General features: G+C 72.6%; 2 protein-coding genes. Both read left to right on the top strand.

Translation table 11 applies throughout. The annotated features are described in order from the left end of the window. A partial coding sequence (locus tag D7X55_RS37645) for a KR domain-containing protein (RefSeq protein WP_233610309.1) occupies positions 1 to 1,908 on the top strand: 1,908 nt, incomplete at its 5' end. A 93-nt stretch (positions 1,909 to 2,001) separates the two neighbouring features. Then, positions 2,002 to 3,375: MFS transporter (locus D7X55_RS37640; protein ID WP_121725548.1), on the top strand; the 1,374-nt coding region annotated here is incomplete at its 3' end.

Here is a 3,375-nt window from a genome sequence, read left to right as displayed (position 1 = left end):
CGCTACGACCTGCTCAAGGGTCCGCCGCCCGCGATGCCTCGCGCCGCTGTCGCCGCGAAGGCCGCGACGACGCAGGGCGTGGAACTGACCGTCCCCGCCTGGCCGCGCACGCGCGCCTCGCCGCAGGTGCCGCCGCTCTCCGGCCAGCGCTGGCTGGTGCTGGAGGCGGACTCGCCGGTGGCCGCGCGAGTGTCGGAGCGGCTGCGTCTGGCGGGCGCGGACGTGGTGTCGCTCGTCGCGGGACAGGGCGCGTCGGATCCGGTGACGAAGCGCTTCGCCGTGGACCCCGCGTCTCCGGATGCCCTGGGGGACGCGCTGGGTGAGCACCTGGAGCGTCTGCGCGGTGAGGACTGGACGCCCGCGCACGTCGCGTACCTGTGGCCCCTGGTGAAGGAGCCGCGCGACCTGGAGTCGGGGCTCACGACGTCGTTCCACGGGCTGCTCGCGCTCGCGAAGGCGGTGGGCCCGGGCGCGGCGAAGACGCCCGTGACGCTGGACGTGGTGACCACCGGCGCCCAGGACGTCACGGGCGAGGAGCCGCTCTTGCCCTGGCAGGCGGCCGCTGTCGGTGCCAGCCGCGTGCTGCCGCAGGAGTACCCCGGCCTCACCGTGCGCTCGGTCGACGTCACCTGGCCCGCGCCGGATGAGTCCGCGTCCGGCCCGTGGCTGGAGCGGCTGGTGACGGAGCTGGCCACCGGCAAGGACCCGGTGGTCGCGCTGCGCGGCACGTACCGCCACGTCGAGGCGTTCGAGACCCTCGACGTCCCGGCCTCCACGGAGCACGGCGGCCTCAAGGACGGCGGCGTCTACGTCATCGTCGGTGGCCTGGGCCGCGTGGGCCAGGCGCTCGCGGAGCAGCTGACGCAGGCGGTGAAGCCGAAGCTCGTGCTGCTGTCCCGCCGCACGCTGCCCGCCCCTGGCGAATGGGACGCGTGGCGCGCGGGTCATGACGCCCAGGACGCGACGTCCAAGGCCATCGACCGCATGCGCGCGCTGGAGAAGGCGGGCGCACAGGTGCTGGCGCTACGCGCGGACGCGGGCGTGCCCGGTCAGCTGGACAAGGCGTTCCAGCTGGCGGAGGCGAAGTTCGGCCGCATCGACGGCGTCTTCTACGCCGCGGGCGACGGCGGCATGGCCACCCGCATCTCCGTGGGAGAGGCCTCGCCCGAGGCCACCACCCCGCTGCTGGCCGGCCGCTTCGGGGGCCTCACGCAGCTGGCGGAGGCGCTGGCCTCGCGGCGTCCGGACTTCGTCGTCGTGCAGTCCTCCCTCACCGTGGTGCTGGGCGGCATGGCCGTCAGCGCGGTGGCGGCGGCGCACGCCGGCATGGACGCCCTGGCGGTGCGACAGGCCCGCCTGGGCGGCACCCGCTGGTACACCGTGGACTGGGACGTGTGGGGCGTGGGCGAGGGATTCCGGCCCGACGCCGTCATCCCTCCCACCGAGGGCTTCCGCCTCCTGCGCGCGCTCCTCACCCAGCCCACCGGTGGACGCTACCTCGCATCGCTGGGCTCACTGGAGGCGCGGCGTCAGGCGGCACGCGATGGCGCGGCTCCGGCCCGCGCGGGTGGAAGCGGCAGCGGCAAGCACCCGCGTCCCCCGCTGGCCAACGCCTTCGTCGCTCCTCGCGACGAGACCGAGGAGAAGGTCGCCGCGCTCTGGCAGGACCTGCTGGGCGTGGAGTCGGTGGGCATCACCGACAACTTCTTCGAGCTGGGCGGCCACTCGCTGTTGGGCGTGCAGCTCTTGTCGCGCATCCGCGAGGCCTTCCAGGTCGAGCTGTCCATGCGCGCCCTCTTCGAGTCCCCCACCGTGGAGGTCATGACGGTGGCCATCGTGGAGGCGAGCGCCAGCCAGCTCGACCCGGAAGCCCTGGAAGCCATGCTCGCGGAGCTGGAGCAGAGCTGAAATCCCCCCTGGCAACGCCGGGCCCGCGCGCACTCCCGTAGTACGGTGCGCGGGCCCCTGACCCTCCTGCCCCCCAGGAGAAAGAGACGTGGAATGAGCCTCGCGCAACGCCTGACCATCACCCAGCCCATGCGGGTCTTCTGGATCACCTGGTTCGGGCAGCTCATCTCGATCCTCGGTTCCGGCCTCACGTCCTTCGGCGTGGGCGCGAAGGTCTTCCTCGACACGCGCTCCACCACGCAGTTCGCGCTGCTGTCCTTCTTCGCGCTCGCGCCCATGGTGGTGCTGTCCCCCATCGCGGGGACGCTCATCGACCGCTGGGACCGCCGCCGCGCCATGCTGCTGGCGGACCTGGGCAACGGCTTCACCACGCTGCTCATCTTCGCCATGTTGATGGCCAGCGACCGGGGGCTGTTCAAGCTGGAGACCTGGCACTTCTACCTGCCCGTCTCCCTGGGCTCGTGCTTCGGCGCCTTCCGCTGGCCGGCCTTCTTCGCCACGGTGACGCTCATCGTGCCCAAGCAGCACCTGGGCCGCGCCAACGCCATGGCGGAGGTGGCCAGCGGCGCCAGCCAGATCCTCTCCCCCATCATCGCGGGAGCGCTCATCGACAGCGTGGGACTGGTGGGCGTGCTGACGGTGGACGTCTGCAGCTTCTTCATCGCCGTCACCACCCTGCTGATGGTCCGCTTCCCCCGGCCCGTCGCCTCCGAGGCGGGCCAGCAGGGCAAGGGGTCGCTGCTCACGGAGATGAAGCAGGGCTGGAGCTTCATCAGCGCGCGCAAGGGGCTCTTGTCGCTGATGGCCTTCACCGGCGTGGCCGTGCTGTGCATGGACCTGGTGGTGCTGCTGATCACCCCCCTGGTGCTCGCCTTCACGGACATCTCCACGCTGGGCCGCATCGCGTCCATCGCGGGCGTGGGCGCGCTCGTGGGCGGCATCGGCATGGGCGTGTGGGGCGGCCCCAAGAACCCGCTGTACGGCATCCTCGGCTTCCATGCGTTTTCGGGCGTGGTGCTCTTCATGGCCGCGCCGTCGCCCAGCGTGCCGCTGGTCGCCGCCGCCGCCGCGCTCTACCTGTTCACCATGCCGCCCGTGATGGCGGGCATCCAGTCCATCTGGCAGCGCAAGATTCCCGCGGACCTCCAGGGCCGCGCCGCCGCCGTGAAGCGGATGATCATCCTCTGCGTGTCGCCGCTCGCGGCCCTCATCGCGGGGCCGCTCGCGGATGGCCTCTTCGAGCCGGCCATGCGCGAGGGGGGCGCGCTCGCCAGCACCATGGGCCGCCTGCTGGGCGTGGGCCCGGGGCGCGGCATCGCCGTCATCTTCATCGTCCTGGGCCTCCTGACGCTCACGAACGTCGCGGCCGGGTGGCTCAACCCGCGCCTGCGCAACCTGGACAAGGAGCTGCCGGACGCGCTGCCGGACACGCCGCCCGCCGCCACTGACGACACCGCCGCCCCCAAC

This window comes from Corallococcus sp. AB049A, from assembly GCF_003668885.1.
GTDB classification, from domain to species: Bacteria; Myxococcota; Myxococcia; order Myxococcales; family Myxococcaceae; genus Corallococcus; species Corallococcus interemptor.
This window is presented reverse-complemented; position numbering and strand designations above follow the sequence as displayed.